The organism is Streptomyces sp. NPDC050625 (assembly GCF_040654755.1).
In the GTDB taxonomy this organism is placed as follows: Bacteria; Actinomycetota; Actinomycetes; order Streptomycetales; family Streptomycetaceae; genus Streptomyces.
Genome location: NZ_JBFAIQ010000002.1, coordinates 717,649 through 740,520, shown reverse-complemented (window position 1 = coordinate 740,520; position 22,872 = coordinate 717,649). Strand labels below are relative to the sequence as shown.

Sequence of the window (22,872 nt, the reverse complement as noted above, 5' to 3'; positions counted from 1 at the left end):
ACGACGGGGGAACAGGGACGCGTGAGGACGACGTGCCCCTGCCCGGACCTGCCGCTGTGGTGTCGACAGACCGTCAACAGGGCTGGGAATGAAGCTGACTTTCGAAGATCGCCGGACCCCGCGACAGGCCTCGTCCGCAAGGGCGCTGGCCGCTGGGTCGGTGGGCAATTTCATCGAGTGGTACGAGTTCGGTGTGTACGGGTATTTCGCGACGGTCGTCGCGCAGCGGTTCTTCACGCCGGAGGGCGGCGGCGCGGTCGAGGGGCTGGTGAAGGCGTACGCGTCCTTCGCGCTGGCGTTCTTCTTCCGGCCGGTCGGCGCCGCCCTGTTCGGCCGGCTGGGCGACCGGATCGGGCGGCGGCCGGTGCTGATCCTGGTGGTCGCCCTGATGACCGGGGCGACCACGCTGATCGGCGCGCTGCCGACCTACGCCACGGTGGGCGCCCTGGCCCCCTGGCTGCTCACCCTTCTGAGGGTCGTTCAAGGGCTGTCCGCGGGAGGTGAGTTCGGGGGCGCGGTGTCGGCGATGACGGAGTTCGCCCCGCCGGGCCGGCGCGGGCTGTACGGCGCCTGGCAGTCGTTCACGGTGGCGCTGGGGCTGCTGGGCGGGGCGGGTGCGGCGGTCGGTCTGGCGACCGTGCTGACGGAGAATCAGTTGAGCACCTGGGGCTGGCGGTTGCCGTTCCTGCTGGCGCTGCCGATGGGGCTGGGGGCGCTGTGGCTGCGGGTGCGGCTGGAGGAGACACCGTCGTTCAGGGAGCGGGCGCCGGACGCGGAGCGCCTGCCCCCGCGCGGGGTCGTGCGGGCGGTCGCGCTGGGGGCCGGACGGGTGATGGGCTGGTCGGCGGCCGGGTACACCTTCCTCGTGGTCCTGCCGTCGTATCTCCAGACGGCGCTGCACGCGGACTTCCGGCAGGCGCTGACCGCCACGGTTCTGGCCAATCTGGGCTTCGCGGCGGCGATCCTCCCGGCGGGGCTGCTCAGCGACCGGATCGGGCGGCGGCCGGTGATGCTGACGGGGGCGGTGCTGGTGGTGGGGGCGGCGGTGCCGCTGTTCGACCTCCTCCAGGACGCGGGGACTTCGTCCCTGGTGAAGGGTGCGGCCGTGTGCGCCGCCGGGGCGGTCGTGGGGCTCATGGCCGGGCCGGGGCCGGCGATGCTCGCCGAGCTGTTCCCGACGCGTGTGCGCTGTACGGGGCTGGGACTCGCCTACGCCCTGTCCAATGCCGTGTTCTCGGGGTGCGCCGGGCTCATCATCACGGAGACGGTGAAGCGCACCGGAAACGTGGACGTGCCCGCGTACTACGCGGCGGCGACCTGTGCGGTGAGCGCGCTCGCGCTCCTCGGGCGCCCGGCCGGGAAGGCGGATGGACCAGGTGCTGGTGATCGGACTGATGTCCGGGACGTCGTACGACGCCGTCGACGCGGCGGCGGCCGAGCTGCGCCTCGGCGGTGACACGCTCGTCCTGAAGCCGCTCGGGATGGTGAGCGAGCCGTACGACGACGCACTGCGGGAATCCCTCGCGGCGGCGCTGCCCCCGTCGGCCGTCCCGCTGGCGGACGTGTGCCGGCTCGACACCCGGATCGGGCAGGCGTTCGCGGCGACGGCCGTCCGGGCCGATCGTGAACTGTGCGACGGGCGGGCCGAGTTGATCGCCTCGCACGGGCAGACCGTCTACCACTGGGTGGACGGCGGCCGGGTGCACGGGACGCTGCAGCTCGGGCAGCCCGCGTGGATCGCGGAGGCGACGGGGCTGCCCGTCGTGGCCGACTTCCGGCCGCGCGACGTCGCCGCCGGCGGCCAGGGCGCACCGCTGGTCAGCCTGGTCGACCTGCTGTGGCTGCGGGGCAGGCAGGGCACGCCGGTCGCGCTGAACATCGGCGGGATCGCCAACCTCACCGCGCCGGACGGGACGGCCTTCGACACCGGTCCCGGCTGTGCGCTGACCGATGCCGCGGCCCGGGAGTTCAGCGGCGGGCGGCTGGCGTACGACGCCGACGGCGCGCTGGCCGCCCGCGGCCGGGTGCACGGCCCGCTGCTGGACCGGCTGCTGAGGGAGCCGTACTACACCCGGCCCGCGCCGAAGACCACCGGCAAGGAGCTGTTCCACCCCGGATATGTGCGGGCGGCCGGGCTCGACGGCCTGCCCGCGGACGATGTGCTGGCGACACTCACCCAGTTGACGGCGCGCACGGTCGCGGACGCCGTACGGTCCGTGGGCGCCACGGAGGTGATCGCCTCGGGCGGCGGCACGCGCAACCCGGTGCTGATGGCGATGCTGCGGGACCGGCTGCCCGGGGTGGCGGTGCGCACCTCCGACGAGTTGGGCCTGCCCTCGGCCGCCAAGGAGGCGTACGCCTTCGCGGTCCTCGGGTTCCTCACGGCGCACGGGCTCGCGGGCACCGAACCGGTGAGCACCGGCGCCCGGCATCGAAGCGTCCTGGGGTCGGTGACCCCGGGGCGGGGCGGGCTGCGGCTGCCCGCGCCCGCGCGGCACGGGCCGGTGCGGCTGGAAGTGGAGTGACCATGGCCGGGAGAGCACGGTCCCGGATCGCCGACACGCAACTGTTGCGGGGCCTCTCATCCCGCTTTCACCGACGCCTCATACGGTGGGGGGCATGACGCAGGTGACTCCTCCGGGGTGGTACCCCGACCCCGGGCAGACGAATGACGGTCCACCCACCGAGCGCTGGTGGGACGGCGGGGCGTGGACGGACCAGACCCGCCCCGCCGGGTCGGGGGCCGCCTGGGGTCCTCCGACGCAACCGCAGGGCACCGGCCCGTACCCGGCCTATGGCGGCCACTCCGAATATCCCGGGTATCGCGCATATCCCGGGTATCCCGCCCAGCCACCGGCCGGCTCCCGGCGCGGTCTGCGCACGGGGATAGCCGTAGCGGTGGCCGTCGCGGTGCTCGCGAGCATCGGGGTCGGCGTGTACGCGCTCGCCAAGCACGACTCCGGCGGCGGTGACCGGGCCGGTTCGCGGCAGGGCCAGGACGGGCCGGGCGGGCGGGGCGGCCCCGAGGGACAGAACGGCGGCCAGGGCGGACCGGGCGGCGGCTCGGGCGGCCCCGGCGGTCAGTCGCCGTCGCCGGGCCAGTCCGAGGCGCCGAAGGTCGAGGGCGGCGGCAGCGTGCCGGACCCGATCAACGGGATCAGCCTGCCCGTGCCCGAGGGCTGGACCGGGCAGGCCATGAACGTGGGCGCGCAGATCACGTCGAACGACTCGTACAAGTGCCCGGGCGACACGTCCAAGTCGTGTGTCCCCGGCGGCGCCTACTCGGCACCCGCGGCGCTGTTGCGCACCAAGGGCAGCACGGCCGAGGAGGTCGCCAAGGCGGACATCGCGGCGAACGCCAAAGAGTCCTACGGCGGCACCACCTACGGCAGCATCACCTCGCACGAGGTGCTCGCCTCCGAGGCGGTGACCGTGGCCGGGCAGAAGGGCTATCTGGTCCGCTGGAAGGCGGTCACCAGCAAGGGTGCCGACGGCTACGTCGAATCGCTCGCCTTCCCCTCCCCTGCGAGCCCCGCCCGGATGGTCGTGGTCCGCTTCGGCATCGACGTCGGACAGAAGCTGTCGGTCATCGACGAGATCACCAAGGGGATCAAGGTGTCGTCCGGCGGCGGCAACGGCCAGAACGTCTGACTCCCCCGGCCCGGCCCGCCCCGGCACATGATGCGGCCGGGTGGGGTGCCCCTCCGCTCAAGGGGAACCCCACCCGGCCGGGGGTGTGCGCCGCCCCCGTCCCCACGGTGCGGCGCGAGCAGGTCACCGTCCAGTCATCCCACGGACGGCGGCCTGGGTCTCAGGTCAGTCCGAGCGAGGGCAGCACGGCGGCCTCCACGAACCGGACGAGATAGTCGGAATCGGCGTACTGCCCGCTCAACACGGGCCGCACGCGCAGCACTCCGAACATCATGGCGGGGATGTACTCGAGCGCCGGATGACCGGCCCGCACCTCGCCCCGCTCGACGCCCCGCCGCAGGATCTCCTGGAGTGCGGCGATCTCGGGATCGACGAGGGCCTCGCGCAGCGCCTGCTGCAGCTCGGGGTCCTGGGTGATGGCGTGGCTGAGGGCCTGCAGCAGCCGGGTGTCCTTGCCCGACCAGTCTCCCGCGTCCCGCGCGGCCTGGCGCAGGTCCTCGGCGAGTGATCCGGTGTCGATGCCGGCGAAGCGCGCCTGGCGGTTGGACCGCAGCGCCGCGGCCACGAACTGGGGCTTCGTCTTCCACTGGCGGTAGAGCGTGGACTTGCTGCACCGGGTGCTCGTGGCGACGCCCTCCATGGTGACGGAGTCATAGCCGCACTCGCGGATCTGTTCGAGCACGGCGTCGAAGAACTCCTGCTCACGCTCGGGCGTGATCTTGGAGCGGCGCGAGGCGGCGACCGTCTCCGGTCCGTCCGCGGCCTGCGACGTCATGCGTCTCTCCTCACTCGTGTGCGACTCGTGCGCCCTGCCGTTGCTCAAGGCTGCCTGAAGCGGTCCTCAAGCGCGGCTTCGAAACCTGTAACCAGTGTGTCGTACGTCTATCGATACGCCAGTGTACCGGTACTCGCACGTATCGGTACACTGGCGTATCGGTACGGAGACGTCTCGATGAGTTCGGACTGTGGTCCGGGTCTCAGTACGCACCACCACACGCACCGCCGTCAGCGAAGGGGCCGGGGGATGAATGCCCGCACCGAGCCTGCAGAACCCGGGCCAGGAGCCATAGCCAGGCCTCCGCTCGGCCGTGAGCTCCTGCTCGTCGCAGGGCTCTTCCTCGTCTACAAGCTCGGCCGGCAGCTGGCCACCGGCCACACCGGTGAGGCCCTGCACAACGCCCGTCGCGTATGGGACCTGGAACGGGCGGTGCACCTTCCCGGCGAGGGCGACGTGCAGTCCGCGCTGCTGCACAACGGCACCCTCGTGCACCTCGCGAACACCTACTACGCGACCGTCCACTTCCCGGCCACCCTGGCCTTCCTGGTCTGGCTGTATCTGCGGCGCCCGGCGCACTACGTCTGGGCCCGGCGGGTCCTCGCCGTGGTCACCGCGGCCGCCCTGGTCCTGCCCTTCACGTTCCCGCTGGCCCCGCCGCGCATGCTGGCCGCGACCGGCCTGGTGGACACGGCGCGGCTGTACGGCCCTTCGGTCTACGGACCCCCGCGCACCGACCACCTCTCCAACCAGTACGCGGCGATGCCGTCGCTGCACTTCGGCTGGGCCCTGATGGTGGCCGTCGGGCTGATCGTGGCGACCAGGTCCCGCCGGCGCCTGCTGTGGCTGCTGCATCCGGCGATCACGCTCGCGGTGATCGTGGGCACGGCCAACCACTACTGGCTGGACGCGATCGTCGCCACGGCCATGCTGGGCGTCGCGCTCGCCCTCATCCCTCCGCCGCACCGCACGGCGACCACGGCGGGACGGGGCAGGCGCACGCTCGTACCGGAGGAGCCCGTCCTGGTGGGAGCGGCCCGATGAGCGCCGTCCTGGTCGCCGTCGTCCTGTCGCTGGTCTCGGCCGTCGCCTACGCGGCCGCCGCGGTGGCGCAGGAGCGGCTCGCCTCCCGCGGCCCGGACGCGGGCCTGCTGCGGCTGCTCGGCACCGGCGCGTGGTGGTCGGCGGTCGGGCTGAACGCGGGCGCGGCGCTGCTGCATGTCGTGGCTCTCAAGTACGGCCCGCTGACCGTGGTGCAGCCGCTGGGCGCGCTCACCCTGGTCGCGGCGGTCCCGATGGGGGCGCGGGCGGCCGGACGGAAGGTCAGCACGGCCGAGTGGCGGGGCACCTCGCTGACGCTGCTGGGGCTGGCCGCCCTGCTGGTGACCGCCTCGGGCCCGGCTCCCGACCGGGTGCTGAGCCTCACCGAGGCAGTGGCGGTCGCCGGGGCGACCGCCACCCTGATCGGCGCGCTGTCCTGGCCCGGCGCCCGGCCCGGTCTGCGGCACGCGACGGCGTCCGGCTTCGCCTCCGGCGTGGCCTCGGCGCTCACCCAGACGGTGACCGTGGCGGCGACGGACCGCACGGGACCGGCGCTCGGCGTGGAGGAGGTCGTGGTGGCGCTGCTCGTCGCCGCGTTCGCCACCGGCGGGCTGCTGCTGTCGCAGACGGCCTACCGGGGCGGTCTCGGCGCCCCGCTGGCGGTGGTGACGCTCGCCAACCCGGTGGCGGCCGCGGTGATCGGCCTGACGCTGCTCGGGCAGGGGCTGCGGGGCGGCGGCGCGGGTGTGCTCCTCGCGCTGGCCGGGGCGGGTCTTGCGTCCTGGGGTGTGGTGCTGCTGACCCGGCAGACACCCGCGCCGGACGCGGGCGACGAGGAGCATCCCGTGGCCGCGGTGCTCGCGCTGGAGCGGGGGACGGCGTCGCCCGAGCCGGTCCTGGTGCCACGGCGACCGGAGCGCGGACACCTCACTCCGCTGTAGCAATTCCCCCGGAACGTCACATTCTCCCGTCAAGACACAAAGGCGGCGGCCGGCGCGTGCGAATCCCGCACGCACCGGCCGCCGTTGCCGTTGTGTCTGTTCGAGCCGTCGCCCGGCTGGGTCAGCCCAGGCCCCGCGAGTCCTGCTTGAGCGCCGTGTCGACGGTCAGCGCCGTCGCCACCACGAGGCTCAGCAGCGGCTCGGGGAGCTGGTAGTGGATCTGCAGGACGTAGTTGTCCGCGGTCGTGAACAGCGTCTTGGCGAGGCCTTCCCAGGTCTTGGTGATCCGGGCGACCTCGTTGTCCGCGTGGTCGACGATGGCGAAGTTCCACGCCCGCCAGTTCTCCGCCTTGATCGCGCCGACCTGCTGGCCGTTCGCGTTCATCGCGAAGTTGATCTTCCCGATCATGTTCTGCTGGACGATCTCGCCCACCGGCGAACCGTCCGGACGCGACACGATCACGCGCGACTTGAGGAACTTCGCCGGCCGGGTCAGCAGCAACTGCGGCCGGCCGTGGGCGTCGCGGATCTCCAGCTTGTGCGTCAGGAACTGGTCGAGGCTGGAGACGAACCGCAGGATCTTCCTGAGCACGCCCTGGCCGACCTCGGTGACCGAGCCGATCTGGTTGCCGTTCTGATCCATGACCTTGTACTCGTTGGTCAGCTCGATCAGCTTGGCCTTCTGGTTCACCACCAGGACCGGCTCGGTGAACAGGGTGCCGCCACCGGGGCCGCCCGCGGCGACCCCGGCCTGCTGCTGCACCTGACGCTGCACCTTCGCGTCGGCGCCCGCCTGGTGCGGGACGCCGGCCTGCGGAGGCGCCTGCTGAGTACCTTGCTGGGCCGGGCTGGTGTGGTCGGTCCACTGCGCGCCGTCCCAGTAGCGGAGCGTCTGGGCTGCCCCGTGGGGATCGGGGTACCAGCCTGCAGGAGTGTTCGATTGCGTGGTCACCGGGGCACACTACCCCGAGCCGACCAGGAGCTGACCAGCCCCCACGATGCGGTATTCATCGCCCTGTTACGCCGTGAGGATCGCGGGGTCACTGACACCGGAACACCCATTCTCGACATGTCCGGCGAAACGTCGCAAAAACACGGGGTCGTTGTCGGACGTGACGGTGAGGTCGTACCAGCGCCCGCTCGCCGCGAGGTCGACGGCGTGCCGCACCCTGGCGCCCGGGCGCACCTGGAAGGTCAGGGGCCGGCCGGTGTAGCCGTTGACCAGCTCCAGCTCGACGGTGCGCGAGCCCTTGTTGGTGAAGGTGAGCTCGACGTGGTCGCCGCCGTGCCGTGCGGTGACCTCGGGGCCGGCCGCCTTGCCCGGGCCCTTGAAGACGCGCAGGAAGCCGTTGGGGCCGTGCACGGTCAGGTCGTACGAGCCGTTCGAGTACGCGGAGTTCCAGGTGTCGGCGACCGTCCTGCCGGCCTCGGTGGTGTAGCTCCAGGGTCCGTCGGTGCGGTTTCCGGAGGTGACCAGGAAGGCGGCGCCGGCCTCGGCGCCGGAGGCGAAGGTCAGCGTGAACTTTCCGGCCGCACTGTCGGCCGAACCGTCCACGAAGGGGACGTACTTGAGCGGGCGGGTGGGCTTGCGGCCGCGCTCCTGCCGGGGCAGGGCAGGGTTGGCGGGCGGGGTCGGGACGTAGTCCGGGTGGCGGTCGTGGTCCGGCGGACGGTAGCCGTCGGTGTCCGGGAGCGCGACCGGGCGGGTGTCCTTGCGGGAGAAGTCGAACGCGGCGGTCAGATCGCCGCATATCGCGCGCCGCCAGGGCGAGATGTTCGGCTCGTGCACGCCGAAGCGGCGCTCCATGAAGCGGATGACCGAGGTGTGGTCGAGGGTCTCGGAGCAGACGAAACCGCCCTTGCTCCACGGGGAGACGACGAGCATCGGCACGCGCTGGCCCAGACCGTAGGGTCCGGCCACATGGCCGGCGTCGCCCTTGAAGAGGTCCGGTCCGGCGTCGACGGTGGACCTGCCCTGGGCCGCGGAGGCGGGCGGGAACGGCGGGATCATGTGGTCGAAGAAGCCGTCGTTCTCGTCGTACGTGATGAACAGGGCCGTCTTCGCCCACACCGCCGGGTCGGCGGTGAGCGCGTCGAGGACCTGGGCGATGTACCAGGCGCCGTAGTTGGCGGGCCAGTTGGGGTGCTCGGTGAAGGCCTCGGGGGCGACGACCCAGGAGATCTGCGGCAGCTTGCCGCCCTTGACGTCGGCCTTGAGCTGCTCGAAGAAGCCCTCGCCCGTGCGGGCGTCGGTGCCGGTGCGGGCCTTGTCGTAGAGCGGGTCGCCGGGCTGGGCGTTCTGGTACTGCTTGAAGTAGAGCAGCGAGTTGTCGCCGTAGTTGCCGCGGTAGGCGTCCGGGATCCAGCCCCAGGAGCCGTTCGCGTCGAGGCCGTCGCCGACGTCCTGGTAGATCTTCCAGGAGATCCCGGCCCGCTCCAGGCGCTCGGGGTAGGTCGTCCAGCCGTAGCCCGCCTCGTCGTTGCCGAGGACGGGGCCGCCGCCCTGGCCGTCGTTGCCCGTGTAACCCGTCCACAGGTAGTAGCGGTTCGGGTCGGTGGAGCCGATGAACGAGCAGTGGTAGGCGTCGCAGATGGTGAAGGCGTCGGCGAGCGCGTAGTGGAACGGGATGTCGTCGCGGGTCAGGTACGCCATCGTCGTGGAGCCCTTGGACGGCACCCACTTGTCGTACTTGCCGCCGTCGAAGGCCGCGTGGCCGTCGTTCCAGCCGTGCGGGAGGTCCTGGAGGAAGGCCATGCCGAGGTCGTCGGCGTCGGGGTGGAAGGGCAGCAGGTCCTTGGTGCCGTCCGACTGGTACCAGACCGGCTTGCCGTCCTGCCGGGTCACCGCCGGGCGCGGGTCGCCGAAGCCGCGGACGCCTCCGAGCGAACCGAAGTAGTGGTCGAAGGAGCGGTTCTCCTGCATCAGGACGACGATGTGCTCGACGTCCTCGATCGATCCCGTGCGGTGGTTCGCGGGCAGCGCGGCGGCGCGCTGGATGCTGTTGGAAAGTGCGGTGAACGCCGTGGTGGCGCCCGCGAGTTGGAGGAATCGGCGCCGGTTGACTTCGGGCATGAGCGAGGAACCTCTCATCCTGATGTGCGGGATGGCCGGAACGTGGAACGGATGACGGAACGTGCGCGGTGCGAGTGTTCCAAGAGCAGCAAACGACAGGGAAGGGTGCGATGGCGCCGATGTGACGCCCGACGGTACGCGGGGTCAAGTCCTCATCAAGTAAGCGCTTCGCGGAAATTGACGCCGCCCCGCCGGAGCGGAACTGACTCCCCGGTCGCCGGAAAAGATCATATTGGCGTCTTTTTGCATTGCATGCTCTCGGACGGCCGCTTTCTGGCCTAATAGGTACCCTCACGCCGCCGCGACGAGCGGCGCCGGATGAGCACATCGGGGGCAGAGCGTCAGCGCGCGCTCTTCGTACGAGGGGGATCCGCAACCATGGCCGAGCAGTTAACCCTGCCCGAAATGCGGGCATTTGCCCAAGAAACGCTAAAAATGCTCGGTGTGCAGCAGACCGACGCGCACGAGCAACGTTCGGCGGTGCAGGCGCTGGCCGAAGAGCTGGCCGCCCGCGCGGCCCAGCCGGTCACCTTCGGCGTCGTCGGTGAATTCTCGGTCGGCAAGTCCCTGCTGCTGGGCACGCTCCTGGGCAAGTCCGACCTGCTGCCGGTGGAGAACCGCAAGGCCACCGGCAACATCACGGTGCTACGGCTGCGACAGCAGCCGGCCGGCGACGAGGAGGGCCGCCCCCAGCAGACGTACGCGGACCCGACGGCCGAGATCCACTACCTCACGGCCAAGCGCCTGGGGGAATGCGTACGGACCATCCTCGACGAACTCGCCGACGGCCTCGACCACGAGCACCCCGAACTCGTCGCCGGCGCGGTCCTGCGCAGCCTGGACCCGCTCAACAGCCCCGAGGGCTGGACCCTGTTCGACCAGTGGGTCGGCTGTCTGTGGCCGGAACAGGGCCCCGGCCGGCCCGATCCGCTCGTGGATCCGCTGCGCATCGCCTCCACGCACCGCGCGGCCGCCGCCGAACTGTGCCGGATCCGCGACGCCTGGCTGAGCCAGGACGGCGTCATGGGCACGGTCCAGCGGCTGCCCTCCAAGCATCTGCGCGAAGCCCTCGACCACGGTGTGGAGGAACGGATCCCGGCCAGGCTGCCGCTGCGCCGCGTCCAGCCGTTCACCCCGGCCGAGATCAGGAACGACACCGAGGCGCTCAGCCGCAGCTTCGACCTGATCGAGCGCGTCGTGCAGGACGTGTACGTCTCCCCCGGGCACTGGGAACTGAACGAACTGCTGGCCGACCACGAGGTGCAGTTCCTCGACTTCCCCGGTATAGGCGGCGCCGGCTCGTACGGCCGCGACACCCATCTCAGCCGCCGTGAACTCGCGGACGTGCACACCATCCTCGTGGTGCTGGACGCCCGACGCGCGGGCACCCAGGGCGTCGAGAGCTTCTGGGGGATGCTGACCCAGGACGGCCGCAGCACCGAGGTACTGGGCAAGGCCGCCCTCGTCGCGGCCAGCTTCTTCGACCAGGTTCCGGTGCCCGGCGCCCCGGAGACCGCGGCCGACGCCACCGAACTGCTGCACGCCTCGGACGAGTTGAACGCCATCCACGTCCACTCCGACAAGTTCGTCCGGGGCCGCGAGGAGGCGGTGGTGCTGACCTCCGCGATCACCGCGATCCGCCGCTACGGCCTGCCCTACGCCGCCTTGTCGCCGGGTTCGCAGGCCCGGATCGACGACGCCCAGCGAGCCCTGGACGCACGCGACGAACAGGGCGGCGGCACGGGGTGGACCGCGCTGGCCGACCGCTTCCAGTCCCTCGCCCCGCACGGCCACTGGGCGGACCGGCTGCGCGCGGTCGCCGACGACGGCGGAGTGCGCAGGCTGCACCGGCTGATCGAGGAGCATCTGAGAGCGAACGGCGTGGCCCTCAAGCAGGAGCTCGCCGAACGCTCCCGGCGCAAGCTCTGGGACGCGCTGCGCGCCCTGCAGTACCAGGTGCGCCAGGAGACCGGGCCCACGGTCGCCACCTCCGCGGAATTCCGTGAACTCACCGAACGCCTCGGCCAGTACCGCGGGCTGCTGGCCGCCCTCATGGCCGAGCTCGACGAGCTGCGCGCCACGGCTCCGCAGGACGTCGCCGCGTCACCCCCACCGCTGAGCCTGGCCGGTGCCGCGGCCGAGGTCCGGCAGGCGGTGTACGAGTGGGGCGAGTGGGACCTCCTGCTGCAACGGGCCCGGAACGACGAGAACGGCCTGGTGTCGCGCAGCGCACCACCGCGCCCGGCCGGTGAGTTCAGCATCGTGCTGCCCGGCCGGGTCAGCGCGCCCGCCCCGGCCACCGGGGTCCGCTCGACCGACACGACCAAGGGCTACATGACGCGCTTCGCCGCCCTCGTGGAGGGTCACACGGACCGGGACCGGGAGCGGCTGGACACCTGGCTCGGCGCCTGGCAGGAGAGGTGGGAGGCCGAGTTCGAGGGCCTGCGCTCCTGGTTCGAGGAGCCCGGCACGCTGCCCCTGCTGAGCGAGGTCTATCTGAGCCACCTCGGCGACCCGGAGGAGGTCGAGAACCGGCTGACGCAGCTGTGGACCGCGCTGCACCCCGCGGAGGTCGTCGGCCACCAGCGCCGCCAGCACCACCAGGACGGCGGCCCCCGGGAGAACCCGGCCGACCGCTTCCCGGGACTGGCCGACCACGCGCTGCCCTGGCACCACGCCATGCCGGAGGGCGAGCTCATGACCGAGCGTCAGGAACGCCACCCGATCATCGTGACGCGGCTGCGGCAGTACACCGCCGACGCGGCGGCGGCCGTCGTCACCGAGCGCCTCAACCGGCTGCTGAGCGGCCGGGTCGACGTACTGCACACCTTCTACGAGAAGACGGCGCAGTGGGTGCTCGCCGATCACGACATCCGCCCGCCGCGCGGCACTCCCGGTGCCCGGCACGCGGCCCAGGGCGAGGCGCCGGCCGACGGTCCGGGAGGTGCACCGGGTCCCGCCGACGATCGCGGCAACCAGCCCATCGACGTGCTGATGAGGACTTGGAGGAAGGCCTGATGCCCGAGCTGGTGCTCTCGTTCGACGTGCCGGACACCACTGACGGCGCCAAGTCGCCGTACGTCCGCTCCCGGGGCTCCCGGGAGTTCGTCCTGCACGCCCAGGACGGCCGCTATCCGCTGCCCGTGGTCACCCTGCGACTGGCCGCCGCCCACGACAACCCGTACTTCAACACCACGCTTCCCGGCAGACTCACGATGCGGCCGGGCGACGGTTCGGTCCTGCCGCCCCGGCTGGAACAGGCGCTGCGGGCGGCCTGGCTGCAAGCGCACTCGTCCACCAAACACATGCTGGCCGACACCGTGCTGTCCAGGGGCGCGTTCGTCGACACCTCCTTCCTGCTGTCCGGGTCCGCCACGCAGCCGAACGAGCCGTGGACGAACGGCCTCCCGGTGCGCGTCGACGTGACCTGGGAGCTGGACTACCAGAGCAAGGCGGGCCGCGACATCGTCCAGGGCACCGTGCTGCTGGAGTTCCGGCCGCCGCACGAGGAACCGGAGCCCACGGCCGGGGAGGAGGAGTCGTCGCTGCCGGAGTTCCTGACCCTGCGCAAACCGTCCGACCGGCACTTCCAGGAGTTCGTGGTCGTCGACTTCGGCACCACCGCCTCCACCGTCACACTGCAGAGCGCCGCCAAGGTCACCCAGTTCCCGGTCGACCCCGCCCAGGGCAGGGCGCTCGGCACGATGCTCGGCGAACTGCTCGACCCGCGGCCCGACTGGCCCGCCCCGTACCGGACCGCCGTCGACAACCTGCTGGCCTCTCAGGTGCGCCTGGGCTCGGGAGAGACCGTCCGCGGACGCGAGGCCCTGGACCTGATGCGCGAGGAGAACCCGGACGCGGTGGACGCCCTCCTCCTGGCGATGGAGCAGATCCGCCAGCACGGCGACACGGAACTGCGCGAGTGGCTGGTCCCCCGGCTGCACCGCGGCTACTCCCGGGTCACCGATACGCCGCCGCTGCGGATGCACTCACTGCGCCCCGTCCAGTTCCAGGGGAAGAACGCCGAACTCACCTACGCGCCCGCGAGCGCCCTGCTGGAGGACGACTCCGACGGTCCGGCCGGGGCACCCGAGCAGCGCCGCTTCCAGCTCGTCGACGCGCCCGCCGCGATCACCGGGCTCAAGCGTCAGGTGATGCGGCTGCGGCCCGGCGACGTCCCCGGCTCCGACCTCAGCGCGATCCATCTCACGCAGCACATGTATCTCCAACTGGTCAGCGCAGCCGAAGAGTTGACCCGGGACTCGGCCACCGACAGCAGCACCGTGCAGACCGTCGTCGTCACCTATCCGACCACCGCCCTGCCGGAGGTCAAGGACCGGCTGCTGACGCTGGTGAAGAAGGCGCTGAACGCCCAAGTCGTGGTGATGGACTACGACGAGGGCCTCGCCGCCGGTCTGTTCTTCGTCATGCGCGAGCTGTCGGGCAATCTCAACCTGGGCCTGGAGGCACTGCGCGCCCGCTCCCGCCGTGTCGTACGGGTGCTGCCCGCGCGGTCCGCGGCGGGGCCGGAGGACGAGGCCGCCCGCGAGCGCCGGGTTCCGGTGCTGCCCGCGACCTGGCACCGCACCATGCTGGTCATCGACATCGGCGGCGGCACCACGGACATCGCGCTGCTCAGGCTGGTGCTCACCGACGTCACTCCCGAACGGCCCGGCGGCGACCCGGCGTTCCTTGGCCGGCGCTACCGCCTTGAGCCCCTGCTGCTCGGTTCCACGGGACACGAGCAGCTGGGCGGCGACCTGCTCACGCTCCAGGTCTTCCACTGGCTCAAGGCCGTGCTCGTGGACGCCCTGTGGGAACCCCCGGGCGGCACGCCACCGAACCGCCGGTCACTGGCGGCCCAGGTCGCCGAACAGGCCGGACGGCAACTGGAATCGGTGGTGAGCGCGGACATCAAGGAGGTGCTCGACCGCTGCATCCCGACGCGTTACGACGCCTCGACCCTGCAGCCCCAGCTCGCCCGGGACCGGTTCCACGCGCTGTGGCAGCTGGCCGAGCGGACCAAGTGCCTGCTGGGGGCCGCCGATCCCGCCGAGCCCCCGGTGCTGCGGAAGGACGACGTGCACGAGATCGTGCAGAGCGCGGACGTGCCGCTGAGCAATCCCACCGGTGACCTGCCCCTGGATCCCGGGCAGTTCCGGCGGCTGATGCGACCGGTGCTGGAACGGGCCGCGGAGATGGGCGCCGATCTGGTGCGCAGCACCTTCGAACGCGAATGGGACGTCGACGCCGGGGCCGCCGGGACAGGACGGGCCGCCGCGTTCCCGCCCGTGCTCGATCAGGTCGTCATCTCCGGCCGGACCAGCAGCATGCCCATGGTCCAGGAGACGATCGCGGACGTGCTGACCCGGGCGGACGCGGGCTCACGGCGCAAGTTCGGCTGGAACCCCACCGCGCTGGCCATCGAGACCGGGTTCGCGGCCAAGCAGGCCACCTCCCTGGGCGCGGCCTGGGCCCATGCCATCAGCAAGCGCGCGGGCGTGGCCGCCGCGGCGAAGCAGCAGAACATGAGCGAACTGGACATCGTCACCCACGGCCTGTTCGCCAGCCTGCCCTGCGACCTCGGACCGCTCGGCCAGGCGGGACGCCGGCTCGTCCTGCTGCGGGCCGGCGAACCCTTCGTCGAACTGGACGAGGTCGGCACCCGCGGCATCCGCTCGCGCCACTGGAACGAACTGCCCGAGCTGCTCGAACTGCACCGGTTCACCTCCTCCTCCCGGTCCATCCAGTGGGGCAGCTTCGACCTCGCGCTGGCCGCGGCCCGGGACCGGCTGGACCTGTCGGCACCGGTCTGGAGCGGCCGCCGCGCCAAGTACCTGATCGAGGTGGACCAGCAACTCGTCCCGCAGATCCTGATCTGCTCCGGCGCCCCCCACTACTACGTCGACTCCGAGAGCCACCACCTCCCGCTCGCCGACCTCGTCCCCGACGCCCACTTCGACCCCGAGGTCAGCCGCTGCCGCCTGCCCGGACGGCTGTGCGTCCCGGACGCCGGCGGCGCGCTCGTCGAGGTCTTCCCCCGGCCCGCCGCCGGATCCTCCGAGGAGGAGTACTTCCCGGACGTCTTCCACCCGGACCGCGACGGCACCCAGCGCACCGTCCCCGGCCGCAGGGCCGTGATACCGGTGCCGCCCATCGGCCGGCAGTACGAGTTCCACCTCGACGACGGCAGCGGCAACACGCGGAAGCTGGAGAGCCTGGCGGTCCTCGACGCCGCCTCCAACGGCCCCCAGCGCCTGCACATGGCGACGCTCGACGCCCGCGGGCACCTCCGTGTGTTCCGTGGCGCGGTGCCCTTCGCCGAGACGAGGCACCTGCCGGAGGTGGAGCGGTTCCCCGGGCGGGTCTACCGGCGCCGTATGGACGAGGGCCGCCCCGACTTCAACGACCTCTGGAATCCCCTGACGGGAGAGCACTGATGGACGACACCGGAGCACTCGCCGCGGCGACTCCGGCCGCGCGCCGGAGCACGGCCCCGGCCGGCCCGGCGGACGTCGGCGACCTCCTCGGCTCCTTCTCGGCCGCCGTCACCGAACTGGCGGACCTGCCGTCCGCGAGCCGGGACGTGCTCATCGACGGCCTGCGTGCCTGCTGCGCACGGATGGCGGCGCAGCTGCACGACGAACGGCTCAGCACCGACCCCGAGCGCGCCCAGGTGCTGGCCTACGACGCGCTGAGCGCCGTAGGGCTGCTCGCCCACCGGCTGGGCCGCAGCACACCACCGGCCGCCCGACGGACCACGCCTGCACCGGATTCCCCGGCCGCGCCCACCGTGCGGCACGGGGCGGGCAGCGCGGCCGGGGCCGCCCGGGCGAGTGACGCCGACGAGGCCGACGCGGACCGTACGGACAAGGACCCCCTGCCCGCACCGGTTCTCCCGGCCCACAGCGGGTCGGCCCACAGCGGGTCGGCCCGCGCGGACGGCGCCGTTCCGGTGGGGCAGGGCGCGGGTCTTCCGCCTCGGGAGGGCAGCCCCGCCGCACGGACGGTGAGCACGGCCGGGCAGCCCGCCACGCCGCCCAGACCCACCTATCCGCCGCTGCCGGTGGACCACACGGAGCGGCTGCGCGGGGCGCTGGCCGAACGGTTCGAGAGCCTGTACAAGGACCCGGACACCAAGCCGTGGCTGGACACGCCGATCCCGCAGCTGAAGCCGAAGGGCTGGGGCGGCATCGCGGAGCCGACGACGGTCGAGGAGATCTGGTGCGCCGCGCACATGGCCCTGCTGCATCTGCCGGCCGAGCAGATGGACCGATGGCGCGACGACCTGTGGCGGACGGCCCGCTCGGCGGCCGAGGACGACATCCGGTTCACCTCCGAATGGAGCGCGGCCAGGGCTCCCGAGGACCCGAGCGTCATCATTCCGGCCCTGCCGGGTCACTGCACGGAGGAGCGACTGGCCGTCCGGCCCGACACGGAAGGGGAGTTGCCGGCTTCGCTGCCGCCCGCCCTGGCCGCCGCGGCGCGGGCGGGCGAGCCGGACCCGCGGCACGAACGATGGCGGGTGTGGGCGGTGCGGGCCGGGCAGATCCTGCGGCTGACCGCGCTCGACTCCGCTCTGGTGCTGCGCTGGAAGGGCAAGGTCGCCGGGCCCGTCGACCAGGACTACTTCACCACGCTGCTGGAGGAGCGGCTGCGCAGGCTCATGACGGACGGCACGTTCCGCGCGGAGTACGAGCTAGACGCCCTGATCGGTTCCGTGCTGCGGCCCACGGTCGCCGCGCTGGACAGCTGGTGGTGGCAGTGGCGCATCGCGCCCTGGGCGGACCTGGCCGGCTCCGCACCGCGCGCCGGCTACGAGTTCTTCCCGCACCAGAACATGAAGTTCATCGATCGTGACCAGGTGTCGCGGTTCACCGTCGGGGAGAACGTCCCGGGGCGCGCGCAGCCCTCGGCCCCGCTGGTCCAGTGGGTGCTGCACGCCCTGGTGCGCCGCCCCGGCTCCCAGGAGAAGGGCCTCGGTGTGGTCGTCGTCCAGCAGCCGAGCGTGTCCGGGAGGACGAGATGACGGTTGTGACTGCCCTGCTCGCCGCCCTCGGCGCGCTCCTCGCGGGCGCCCTGTCCCTGCTCTTGCGGCTGCGCCACCTCTTCGGCCGGGAACGCCGGCAGCTGCGGGACGAGATCGCCCGTCTGGAGGCGGCGCTGCCGCCGGCGGACATCGCCCAGGAGCTCTGGCGCTCCCGGGCCGAGGCCGAGGACGCGGTCCGGGAGCGGGAGACGGCGCGCACGAGGGCGGCGCTGTTGGAGAACACGTTGGCCGAGGCCCTCACGGACCGGGAAGAGCTCGGCAGGGGGCGCGACGAACTCCTGGCGGAGCGGGACCGACTCGCCGAGGAACGCGACCGCCTGACCGCCGCCCGGGACGAACTCACCGATCGCCACGGCAAACTGACGGCGAAACTCGAACGCCTCCGCAAGGACCACAAGCGGCTGTCGGAGCAGCTGGCCGAGACCCGGTCGCAGCGTGACGAGGCGCAGCGCGTGGCGGACGAGGAGGCGTCGCAGCGCAAGCTGGCGGAGGAGCGCGCGCTGCCGCGCGACAGCGCCCAGATGAGCCATCCGGGCATGCGTGCGCAGCTCGACCGCATTCGCAGACTGATCGATCCCGGCGGCACCTCGGCACAGCCGCTGTCGAACATCCGCGACCTGTTGCCCGTGATGCCCCAGCACCCCTCGCTGAGCGCCGACGCGGTGGCCGACAGCGTCGTCGACGGTGCCGATCTGGGCGCGGTGGTGGTCCGGGCGGTGTCGACGTGTGGCGACCGGCACCGAAGGGAGCGGCAGCACCGCCGCGATGCCGTGCTGCTGCGGATGCCCACGGCGCGGGGCCGGCGCCATCTGCTGAGTACGGTCGCGGCCGGAGCGCCGGACGGCGCGTGGTCGCAGTCCGCGGCGGCACATGTGTGCCGGGCGCTGGAGATGCAGGTGGTGCGGAGCGCGGACGCCCTGGCCGAGGGGCTGTACGGCCCGGCGACCGATCCCGTTCCGTCGGGGGCGCAGGCGGCACTGCGGCTCGCCCTGCGCGATGTCGGCCGGGCCGTCGAGGTGGAGGGCAAGCAGCGCGGGTGGATCGCCCTGGACGGCTCGCCCGCGGAGCGGGCGACCGCGGCCGGGGTGACGGCCGTGCTGACCCCGCTGGACGACCGGCAGTCCCGGACGCATCTCGTGTTCGGCGTCGGCGACGGGTCCGTGCTGCGGCTGCGCAAGGGGCGCTGGGAACAGGTGTTTGCCGCCGCGGGAGCCCCGGGCGCGACGGCCGGGCCGCTGCCGGACAACACCGCGGTGAACTGGGCCCTGGTGGAGACCCTGCCCCGGGAGCTGCTGGTGGTGTGCACCCGTCCGGTGACGGACCTGCTGCTGCGGGAGGACACGGGACGGCAGTTCGCCGACCTGTGGTCCGCGGGGCAGCCGACGCTGCCGTGGTTCCTGTCCAGTGTCGTCGCGAAGGTGGAAGCGGCGGTGGAGGACCGCAGCCTGGTGTGTCTGTGGGACTTCGGGTACGGGGCCGACGCGGAGGAGGACCTCTTCTGGGACGCGGGCCACGTCGGCTCGCCCGGTTCACCCGGTTCGCCGGTGGGCTGAGGACCCGTCAGCCGACCAGGCCGTGGCGTTGCCCCAGGGCGTCCGCCCTGGGGTCCGCGGGGTTCCGCCGCCGCAGGATGGTCACGAGCACTCCGGCCACCGCGCGCACACCGGCGTCGGACCTGTCGGCTGCGGGGCCGAGGCGGTCCCGCAGCCTCCGCAGAGCCTCCTCGGCATGGGCCACGGCCTTGTCGTGCTCCCTGGGGTCGGACACGCGCCGGGCGAGGTCGGAGTGGTATCCGGCGAGATTGCACAGCGACTGCGCGAGGCGCTCCTCGAAGGCGGGGTTCTCGGCGGCGAGCAGCTCACGGGTGCGGACCGCGGCCCTGCCCCGTCTGAGCGCGGTCGGCAGGTCGCCCGCGTCGGCGGCGAGGCGGCCCAGCAGGTCGAGGACCTCGCTGAGTTCCTCGAAGCCGGACGTCCCCCCTGCGTGCAGCTGCCCCAGGATCGCCAGCGCCTCGTCGCCCGCCTCCCGCGCCTTCGGGATGTCGCCCACGCTGCCGTACGCCGCGCACAGCACCGACAGCGCGTCCGCCAGCCCGGCCTCGTGCCGCCGGTCGGGTCCCGGTTTCGCCGCGCGGAACGTCTTCACCGCCTCCTCCGCCAGCCGCACGGCCGAGGCACGTCGGTCCTCCTCGGCGGCCTGCTGCAGGACGCTGGCGATGTTCACGAGGATGCGGGAGCGCTCGGTCGGCTTCAGCACCGGCTCCTCGGTCCGCCGCACGAGCAGCAGCGCCTCCTCGACGGACTGCCACGACTTCTCGGTCTGTCCGTCACCCAGTTCCAGCGACCCGAGCGTGGCCAGGGCGCTCGCCAGGCCCGCCCGGTGCGCGGCCGGATGGTGCTCGGCCAGCACACGCCATGCGTCGACCGCGCGGCCGGCCTCGCGAAGGGCCTCATGCGACTGGCCCGCCCGGGAGTAGGAGCGGACACGTTCGTCGGCGCTGCGGGCCAGGTCCACGCCCGTGGTGGCCCGGTCCGCGTCGTAGGGGGCGAGGCGGCGGTCGATCGCGGCGACTCCGACCGCGAGGTCGGCACCACGGTGCCTGGGCAGCTCCGCACGGATCCGCACCAGCAGGTCGGTGTGCTCGGTGGTCTCGGCGAAGGTGGCGAGGAAGGTGCCACCGGCGCGCACCGCGAGCTTCGGGTGGTCCCGCAGCAGCGGATGCAGGACCGCGCTCGCGACATGGGACCAGCGGCGTGAGGTCTCCGCGAGCATGGTCATCGCGTACGGCGTCCACGGCGGCCCGTCGGGTTCGGAGCCCGACGGGAGGAGCAGCCGTTCGGCGAGTTCCTGCGCCTCCATCTGGGCGGGGTAGTCCGCACTGTGGCCGGGGATGGTGAGCGCCAGGAAGTCCTCGCCCAGCCGGTCCGGGTACAGCGGCTCCAGGGCGGCGCTCTGGGCGCCGTCGAGGGGCGGATAGCACTGGCGGTGGAGGTTCAGCAGCGGGTCGATGACCTCGTCGGCCCCGATGCCGGCGCGGCGCAGGGCCCTGCGCGCCTGTCGCACCGGAAGTCCGCCGGTGACCGTGGCGACGAAGACGGCTCGTCTGACCTGGTCGAGCGTGAGCCCGAGGAAGTCGCGGTGGCCCAGGACGTCCTCCCACTGGGCGCGCTCGCGGGCGAGCAGATCCGCGGACACGGCGACCGGGTCGACGGGGGCGGGCGTACCGGACAGCTGTGCCAGCACGTCCACCAGGGCCGCCATGTGCACCGTCAGGACGAGGGAGAAGTCGCGCAGGTTCCAGTCGGGTTGCCTCTGGACGGGTTTGGGGCGCACCCGTTCGAGGGGGATGCCGAGTGCCTGGGCGTAGCCCTCGCGCGCGGTCTGGAACTCCATGGGCCGGTGGCTCGGGTCGGGGGTGTGCGAGATGAGGGGGACGGCGTTGTGCAGGGCGATGACGGTCGGCAGGCGCGAGGTGAGGGCGGTCCACCAGTGGCCGGTCATCCGGGCGAGCAGCAGGACCCGTAGGGGGCCGGAACCGGACGAGGCGACGAACTCCAGCAGCGTGCTCAGTTCCTCGGTCGGCCACCGGTCGGCGTAGTCGACGACGACGAGGGTCCCGGCGCCGGCGGAGCGCCAACGGCCCCCGGTGGCCTCGCGCAGCACGGAGACCTGCTTCGGGCGTCGGACGGCGTGCCAGGCCTGCCAGCCCTCCTTCGCCCATTCCTCGGCCAGATGGCGGGCGAAGCGCGTCTTGCCCTGGCCGCCACCGGCGTACAGGACCCTGAGGCGCGCGCCGCCGCCCTCGCGCCAGACGGCGAAGCTCACCAGTTCGCGTTCCCGGCCGTGGAAGGGGACGACGGCGCGGTCGGCCCGCAGCAGGAGGCTCGGGGTGATCCGGGCCCCGTCCGGTTCGACGGGGTCGAACTGCTCGGGGTAGCGCCGCAGTACGCAGCTGGAGCCCGGGACGCTCACCACGTCGGGCGTCTCGTTGTCGACGGCCCCGACGACATCGGACCCGGGGTCCGGCGGGGGACGCCACTGACGGTTGCGGACGAGGGCGAGGTGATCGCCGTGGCCGGCCTGGCTGTGCCGGGGACGGGGCATCCGGCGCTCGCGCAGCCCGCGGACGACGGCGGTCGTGACGGCGCGCAGGGTGAGAGCCCGGTCCGGTGAGGGCACACCACCGCGCAGCGTCTTGAGCAACTCGCCCGTGAAGACGGTGTGTTTCTCGCCAGGTACGGCGATCGAGACACTGTCGCGGGCGGACGAGGTCAGGATGTAGGCACTGCTGGGTTCGATCTCCCGGTCCATCACGGACTCCATGTCCGACATGGCGGTCGCCATACCGCTCCAGCAGCAGTCCAGGATGATCACCGCATGGCGGGCCCTGCGTTCGGTGACGATCTCCCTGATGTCGGCGAACGGAATCTTCCGCGCGCTGAGGGTGTCACCGGTGGAGGCGACGGTCGGCAGGACGAGCTGTGACTTGAGGACGGCTCCGTGGCCCGCGAAGTACACCACCACGGTGTCCTCGGCGCTGTTCGCGGCGGACAGCACGCGCACGAGGACTTCGGTGGGGTCCTCGGGGTCCTCGATCACATCGCAGTGTTCCGGGGGCAGGCCCCAGAGGTCCGGGTCGGTGAGGACCTTCTTGAGGTCGGCGAGGTTCGCCGCGACCGCGGGCAGGGGTTGCCAGCGGGCGGGGTCGGCGTAGCGGGTGACCCCGATGAGGACGGCCCGTGACTTCGCCGGGTCCGGGTGGTGGATCACGCTTCGCCACCGGGGACGAGTGGTTCTTCCTCGCCCGACGGCTGCTGGTCCTCGCCCGACGCCTCGTCGCCGCCCTGGGCGAGAAGTTCGAGCAGTTGCCGTGACATCCCAATGGCGGCCTGATGGTCGCGGGCCTGGCGCACCTCGAACTCCACGCTCCGCGATCCGCACGTCACCTTCATGGTGATGCTCCGCTGACGGCCCGCCAGCCAGGCGGTGAGGGCCTGGACCAGGGCGGCACCCACCCCGCCCGCCCCGAGCACCATCACCAGGTCCTTGATCACGCCGCTCATCGCACCGTCGACGGCGGGCGCCGGCCGCGCTTCGACGGCGAGCGGGCGCAGCTCCGGGTCCCGGGCCAAGTCGTGACGCAGCTCGTCGAGTTCGATGTGCGGCCGCTCAGTGCCGAGGATCTCCACCACCAGCTTCATCGCCTCAGCTTGGCAGATCCCGCACCAAACCATATGACGTTCGGGCAAACCACTGAACGCACGGATGTCCCATGACATGCCCCCGGAGGAGCGGACCCGCGCTTCGCCGCGCTGCGCACCCTGTGCGTGAGCAGAGACGA

The 22,872-nt window shown here is 72.4% G+C and carries 14 protein-coding genes; 9 read left to right on the top strand and 5 right to left on the bottom strand.

Features of this window, described 5'->3' with window-relative positions:
* The first annotated feature begins 88 nt into the window (after positions 1-88).
* From AB0I54_RS07415 to AB0I54_RS07405, 3 genes are all read left to right on the top strand, one after another.
* Complete coding sequence (locus AB0I54_RS07415; protein ID WP_363294942.1) at positions 89-1,456, top strand: MFS transporter; 1,368 nt, start codon at positions 89-91, stop codon at positions 1,454-1,456.
* Positions 1,377-2,525: an anhydro-N-acetylmuramic acid kinase gene (locus tag AB0I54_RS07410; protein ID WP_363294993.1), complete on the top strand. Its 1,149-nt coding sequence runs from the start codon at positions 1,377-1,379 to the stop codon at positions 2,523-2,525. Before AB0I54_RS07415 ends, AB0I54_RS07410 begins: the two co-directional genes overlap by 80 nt.
* A 94-nt stretch (positions 2,526-2,619) precedes the next feature.
* Complete coding sequence (locus tag AB0I54_RS07405) at positions 2,620-3,651, top strand: DUF2510 domain-containing protein (RefSeq protein WP_363294941.1); 1,032 nt, start codon at positions 2,620-2,622, stop codon at positions 3,649-3,651.
* A 160-nt stretch (positions 3,652-3,811) separates the two neighbouring features.
* Here AB0I54_RS07405 and AB0I54_RS07400 read toward each other — a convergent pair whose 3' ends face one another.
* Positions 3,812-4,426: a TetR/AcrR family transcriptional regulator C-terminal ligand-binding domain-containing protein gene (locus tag AB0I54_RS07400; RefSeq protein ID WP_363294940.1), complete on the bottom strand. Its 615-nt coding sequence runs from the start codon at positions 4,424-4,426 to the stop codon at positions 3,812-3,814.
* 249 nt (positions 4,427-4,675) lie between these two features.
* On the opposite strand from AB0I54_RS07400, the gene AB0I54_RS07395 reads away from it, so the two are divergent.
* Together AB0I54_RS07395 and AB0I54_RS07390 are read left to right on the top strand one after the other, a co-directional pair.
* Positions 4,676-5,470: a phosphatase PAP2 family protein gene (locus AB0I54_RS07395; protein ID WP_363294939.1), complete on the top strand. Its 795-nt coding sequence runs from the start codon at positions 4,676-4,678 to the stop codon at positions 5,468-5,470.
* Complete coding sequence (locus AB0I54_RS07390; RefSeq protein WP_363294938.1) at positions 5,467-6,408, top strand: hypothetical protein; 942 nt, start codon at positions 5,467-5,469, stop codon at positions 6,406-6,408. Before AB0I54_RS07395 ends, AB0I54_RS07390 begins: the two co-directional genes overlap by 4 nt.
* Before the next feature lie 121 nt (positions 6,409-6,529).
* On the opposite strand, the gene AB0I54_RS07385 is transcribed toward AB0I54_RS07390, so the two are convergent.
* Positions 6,530-7,360 (bottom strand): phospholipid scramblase-related protein, encoded by an 831-nt coding sequence (locus AB0I54_RS07385; RefSeq protein ID WP_363294937.1) that lies wholly within the window; start codon positions 7,358-7,360, stop codon positions 6,530-6,532.
* A gap of 66 nt (positions 7,361-7,426) precedes the next feature.
* Positions 7,427-9,481, bottom strand: a complete 2,055-nt coding sequence (locus AB0I54_RS07380) for a phosphocholine-specific phospholipase C (protein ID WP_363294936.1) — start codon at positions 9,479-9,481, stop codon at positions 7,427-7,429.
* Between the two features lie 444 nt (positions 9,482-9,925).
* Here AB0I54_RS07380 and AB0I54_RS07375 point away from each other — a divergent pair, with 444 nt between their 5' ends.
* Genes AB0I54_RS07375 through AB0I54_RS07360 form a run of 4 tightly spaced genes read left to right on the top strand, consistent with a single transcriptional unit; the run spans position 9,926 to position 19,084 of the window.
* Positions 9,926-12,499 (top strand): hypothetical protein, encoded by a 2,574-nt coding sequence (locus AB0I54_RS07375; protein WP_363294935.1) that lies wholly within the window; start codon positions 9,926-9,928, stop codon positions 12,497-12,499.
* Positions 12,499-15,921: a hypothetical protein gene (locus tag AB0I54_RS07370; RefSeq protein WP_363294934.1), complete on the top strand. Its 3,423-nt coding sequence runs from the start codon at positions 12,499-12,501 to the stop codon at positions 15,919-15,921. The genes AB0I54_RS07375 and AB0I54_RS07370 overlap by 1 nt, the downstream gene beginning before the upstream one ends.
* Entirely contained in the window at positions 15,921-17,510 is a 1,590-nt protein-coding gene (locus tag AB0I54_RS07365; protein WP_363294933.1) for a hypothetical protein, read from the top strand. The genes AB0I54_RS07370 and AB0I54_RS07365 overlap by 1 nt, the downstream gene beginning before the upstream one ends.
* On the top strand, positions 17,507-19,084 hold the full coding sequence (locus tag AB0I54_RS07360; protein ID WP_363294932.1) for a hypothetical protein: 1,578 nt from the start codon (positions 17,507-17,509) through the stop codon (positions 19,082-19,084). The genes AB0I54_RS07365 and AB0I54_RS07360 overlap by 4 nt, the downstream gene beginning before the upstream one ends.
* 7 nt (positions 19,085-19,091) lie before the next feature.
* Here the strand turns inward: AB0I54_RS07360 and AB0I54_RS07355 are convergent, their stop codons facing one another.
* Positions 19,092-22,301, bottom strand: coding sequence for a caspase family protein (locus AB0I54_RS07355; RefSeq protein ID WP_363294931.1), 3,210 nt, complete (start codon positions 22,299-22,301; stop codon positions 19,092-19,094).
* On the bottom strand, positions 22,298-22,732 hold the full coding sequence (locus tag AB0I54_RS07350) for a hypothetical protein (protein ID WP_363294930.1): 435 nt from the start codon (positions 22,730-22,732) through the stop codon (positions 22,298-22,300). Before AB0I54_RS07350 ends, AB0I54_RS07355 begins: the two co-directional genes overlap by 4 nt.
* Positions 22,733-22,872: the final 140 nt, after the last annotated feature.

Excerpts from the sequence above, each read along its gene's own strand:
- AB0I54_RS07380 (WP_363294936.1), bottom strand. The coding sequence starts at position 9,481 with ATGCCCGAAGTCAACCGGCGCCGATTCCTCCAACTCGCGGGCGCCACC.
- AB0I54_RS07360 (WP_363294932.1), top strand. The coding sequence starts at position 17,507 with ATGACGGTTGTGACTGCCCTGCTCGCCGCCCTCGGCGCGCTCCTCGCG.
- AB0I54_RS07390 (WP_363294938.1), top strand. The coding sequence starts at position 5,467 with ATGAGCGCCGTCCTGGTCGCCGTCGTCCTGTCGCTGGTCTCGGCCGTC.
- AB0I54_RS07350 (WP_363294930.1), bottom strand. The coding sequence starts at position 22,732 with ATGAAGCTGGTGGTGGAGATCCTCGGCACTGAGCGGCCGCACATCGAA.
- AB0I54_RS07405 (WP_363294941.1), top strand. The coding sequence starts at position 2,620 with ATGACGCAGGTGACTCCTCCGGGGTGGTACCCCGACCCCGGGCAGACG.
- AB0I54_RS07365 (WP_363294933.1), top strand. The coding sequence starts at position 15,921 with ATGGACGACACCGGAGCACTCGCCGCGGCGACTCCGGCCGCGCGCCGG.
- AB0I54_RS07400 (WP_363294940.1), bottom strand. The coding sequence starts at position 4,426 with ATGACGTCGCAGGCCGCGGACGGACCGGAGACGGTCGCCGCCTCGCGC.
- AB0I54_RS07415 (WP_363294942.1), top strand. The coding sequence starts at position 89 with ATGAAGCTGACTTTCGAAGATCGCCGGACCCCGCGACAGGCCTCGTCC.
- AB0I54_RS07395 (WP_363294939.1), top strand. The coding sequence starts at position 4,676 with ATGAATGCCCGCACCGAGCCTGCAGAACCCGGGCCAGGAGCCATAGCC.
- AB0I54_RS07370 (WP_363294934.1), top strand. The coding sequence starts at position 12,499 with ATGCCCGAGCTGGTGCTCTCGTTCGACGTGCCGGACACCACTGACGGC.